This is a genomic window from Alkalibacterium sp. 20 (genome assembly GCF_001885615.1).
Lineage (GTDB): Bacteria > Bacillota > Bacilli > Lactobacillales > Carnobacteriaceae_A > Alkalibacterium.
The window spans coordinates 1-3,692 of the sequence record NZ_LSRN01000074.1; the positions used below are offsets into that span (position 1 = coordinate 1).

General features: G+C 31.0%; 4 protein-coding genes. 1 reads left to right on the forward strand and 3 read right to left on the reverse strand.

What is annotated here, in order from left to right; translation table 11 throughout:
- Window positions 1–475: 475 nt before the first annotated feature.
- From AX762_RS10995 to AX762_RS11005, 3 genes are read right to left on the reverse strand one after another with little or no spacing between them, the layout of a single operon-like run.
- On the reverse strand, window positions 476–1,177 hold the full coding sequence (locus tag AX762_RS10995) for an FAD-dependent oxidoreductase (protein WP_071849181.1): 702 nt from the start codon (window positions 1,175–1,177) through the stop codon (window positions 476–478).
- Between the two features lie 18 nt (window positions 1,178–1,195).
- Window positions 1,196–2,056 carry an SDR family oxidoreductase gene (locus AX762_RS11000; protein WP_071849182.1) on the reverse strand — a complete coding sequence of 287 codons (861 nt, stop codon included), beginning with the start codon at window positions 2,054–2,056 and terminating at the stop codon, window positions 1,196–1,198.
- A 5-nt stretch (window positions 2,057–2,061) separates the two neighbouring features.
- Window positions 2,062–2,490 (reverse strand): MarR family winged helix-turn-helix transcriptional regulator, encoded by a 429-nt coding sequence (locus tag AX762_RS11005; RefSeq protein WP_071849183.1) that lies wholly within the window; start codon window positions 2,488–2,490, stop codon window positions 2,062–2,064.
- Window positions 2,491–2,875: 385 nt separating this feature from the next.
- Here AX762_RS11005 and AX762_RS11010 point away from each other — a divergent pair, with 385 nt between their 5' ends.
- Complete coding sequence (locus AX762_RS11010; protein WP_071849184.1) at window positions 2,876–3,427, forward strand: tyrosine-type recombinase/integrase; 552 nt, start codon at window positions 2,876–2,878, stop codon at window positions 3,425–3,427.
- The last annotated feature ends 265 nt before the right edge of the window (window positions 3,428–3,692 follow it).

Here is a 3,692-nt window from a genome sequence, read left to right on the forward strand (position 1 = left end):
TTCAAGTTTAAGTTAGCCCGTTGATTTTAAAAATATATAAGCAATTTTGCTTGAGACAGTTTATTACTGATCCCTACTTTTGTTGTACAAGAAATAACATGAGTAGTTTAATACATGAAATGACATAGACTCGTGTATCGAGAACCTTGATTTATTGCGTTTTTTAATTATTTTAATTTCTCTTTAGGATTCAGGTAAAGCACGGTCTCTGCGAGGATAAAAGGTGTCATCGCAAGTAGGTACGAAAAATATCGGAATAGCGGACTACTTTTTCCGTGCAGAACAATAAGAAACCTCTTTTCGTCTTTTTGATAGGGTCTCTTTAACGATTCATGAATTTGTCATGCGTTCTATTGTGTCAAACTGGATAGTATTAAAATTTAGGCTTTAATAAGTAGAATATAAGACTTGTCTATTAATCAAATTAACATAATCTAGGAGTATTACTCTAGTTTTTCAACTTCAATTCTACATACTATTTATACCCCCTAAAGCTATCGTTTATAATGTTTTTTCTTTTAATTTCATTATCTTTAAGCTTGAGTCTAATTTCCTTTACCATATTTGGATTACCCGATATAAAGTATAATGAATTGTTTTTATGTTTCTTTATATAGTCTAATATATTTTCTTCCAAATCTTTTCTATCTTTTAAATATATAATATTAATTTTAGGATTGTTATTACTTATTTTGTCTAATTCATCTTTAAACACATACTCCCTTTTGCTATCCACATAAAATAGCTTTGCCTTTCCTTTTGTATCTTTATATTCTAAATCTTTCAATATAGCTCTCATAGGCGTAATACCTATACCTCCAGCTATCATAGCAATGCTTTTATTATCATTAGAAATGAAAAAACCTCCAAATGGACCTCTTAAAAAAATGCTCTCCCCAATTTCCATAGATTTTAGTTTAGCTTTAAATCCACTAGGATTTTCCCCTATTTTTGTGCCTATAGTTATAATCTTTTCATATGGAGAAGAGGCCACACTAAACATTCTAGAATTCCCTCTATTTAACTTTTCACCTTTAAAATTAAATAGACCATGCTGTCCTGCTTTCCAACTCAGTGGTGATTTAGATTCAAATGAAAAAGAATACTTATCCGAGAATTCTTTTCTTTTATCAATGAGTTTTATTTCATTGTTTTTAAATAAACTTAATATACTCATTTTTAATTCCCCCCTATATTATTTCCAATAGTCTTTATGGTCTATCACATATTGTTTAAAACTAATCGGCTCTCTTCCTATAATTTTTTCTAAATCATAAGTTATGTCTTTTGCTGTTCCAAGCTTTGTCATAAGATATAAAAGCATCATTACATTTGCAAATTCTTTGGGAGTTCCTCTCTTTACCCTTTCTTTTCTAAACTTTAAAAGACTTGGATTTTTATACTCTATATTTCTTTCAAGCACTTCTGACAAGGTCTTAGATACCTCATCATAGTTAATCGCTTCTTTTCCAGTTAACGTTATAGCTGTATTTTTATATTTATCTTCTATTAAGCTAATAGCCGCTGCTCTTGCTATATCTCTTGTATCTATAAAGCTTGTCTTTGATTTCCCTGCTGGTATATATAGCTCATCTCGTTCTTTTATCTCTTCTCTATGATTCGTATTTAAGTTTTGCATAAAAAAACTCGGTCTTAAAAACACATATGGTATACTTAGGTTTTTTATAATAGTTTCAATTTTTCTATGAGGTACTATTGGATTCTTTTCAACTCCAAGAAGAGATATAAATACGATTTTTTCTATTCCCTTTCCTTTAGCAGCTTCTAAAAAAGGCAGCATATCTTTTTGCGGTTCTGCAAGATTTGGAGGCCTCACTAAAAAAATAGCTCGAACTCCTTCTAATGCTTTTCCAAACGTCTTCTTATCTAAAAAGTCGAATTTTACTACTTCTACATTTTCTTTATCTTTAAATAAATTTTTAGCTTTTTCTATATTATGAACTGCTGCTTTTATATCTTTTTTAAAAGTTAGTAACTCGTCTACTACATATTGACCAATATTACCACTTGCACCTGTTACCAAATATTTATCCATTTTTTTCACCTCATATTTTTAATAATCTTACTTATTGTGTTTTTAAATAGTAGAACTTCTTCATTACTTAATCCTTTTGTTGCGTTAGATAGTACTTTATTGTTTATTTCTTCTAGCTTAGGAAGTTTTTTTTTAGATTCTTTTGTTAGCTTTAATACAAAGGACCTTTTATCATTAGGATTTGGTTGTTTCTCTACATATTCTTTATCTATAAGTCTATTTATGATTCCTGATATAGTTGGTTTATCTATATCTAATCTTTCAGATATTTCAACCGCTGTAGCTCCTACTTCTTTTCCATCTTTAAAAGAATTCATTTCAATATCTTTTATAGTTGCAAATTGAGATACTGTGATATCCTCTATTTCAAGTTCTTTATTTAATCTATTTTTTAATAGCTTTGAACAATAATTTATTGTATAACCAATATTCATTCTATCACCTCACATAAACTAGTTAGCACACTAACTAGTTTATCGTTAATTATTTGAAAAAGCAATGCAAAAATTGCACTAGTTAGAAAATCCTACCTAAACTAGTGCAATTTCTTGCCTATCTATGTGTATATCATAAAAACCTACTATTTATTTTCCTTGCTATAATACATATGAGTTTTACAGTTGTATGATTCTGACAAACTTAGTTTTATAAGTATTTCATTGAAAAATGATGACTTGTGAATACATGAAATGACATAAAAGCGTGTATCAAGAATCCTTTACCCAAAGGGTTCTTTTTCTTTAGGGTGCTTTAATACATGATTGTGTGGTATATTGAGTGTAATCATGTATCACTTTTATGGAAGGAGAGCCGTTTAAAATGACGTACAATGTCCAACCCCTCCGTACTCAGCAAGAAATAAACGACTTTTTATTCTGTTTACGGCGCAATCAGCACGCCGAACGCGATGTGTTTCTGTTTTTGATCGGGATTAACAGCGGCTTACGCATGTCCGATATCGTTAAACTAAAGAAACAGGATATTCTAACGTCAAAAAACCCTCGAATCGTGGAACAAAAGACGGGGAAAACACGCATACTCTATTTAGGGAGCCTTCAGGATCTAATCCAGGACTACACTAACCCCCTGGACACGTCTGATTATCTCTTCCCCAGCAGCAAAGGCGGCCATTTAGAAGTGAATACCGTCTACCAGATGTTTCAAAAGGTCGCTAAGCTCTTAGGCAGAGACGATATTGGCACGCACACGCTGCGCAAGACGTTCGGTTACCACTATTACAAGAAGACGAAAGATGTGGCCACACTGATGGAAATATTCGGTCATAGCAGTGAGAAGATCACCAAACGCTATATCGGGATCAATGAAGATGAGATCAGTGAAACATTATTGAATTTCCGATTGGGTTTTTAATAACAAATTACACTGTTAATTACCGTAAATAACTTTGTATCGTTAACTATAAGTGATTTATATAACAAATACTGCACCAAAATCTTTTGAATTCGTAAGATTTTGTAATTATCTAGAGGTGTAATTAGTGTGTAATCCATGAATAATTATAAAAGATATATAACAACACTTGGAAAAGTGTTTTATTTTAAGTATTGTAAAGTACGTACATCAAAGTTACATATAGTGAACGGAAGTAAAAAATATCAGCAGGTAGAGTATAAAG

What these genes read in the sequence shown, in the direction of transcription:
- AX762_RS10995 (WP_071849181.1), bottom strand. Translation starts at nt 1,177, where the DNA reads ATGAGTATATTAAGTTTATTTAAAAACAATGAAATAAAACTCATTGAT.
- AX762_RS11000 (WP_071849182.1), bottom strand. Translation starts at nt 2,056, where the DNA reads ATGGATAAATATTTGGTAACAGGTGCAAGTGGTAATATTGGTCAATAT.
- AX762_RS11005 (WP_071849183.1), bottom strand. Translation starts at nt 2,490, where the DNA reads ATGAATATTGGTTATACAATAAATTATTGTTCAAAGCTATTAAAAAAT.
- AX762_RS11010 (WP_071849184.1), top strand. Translation starts at nt 2,876, where the DNA reads ATGACGTACAATGTCCAACCCCTCCGTACTCAGCAAGAAATAAACGAC.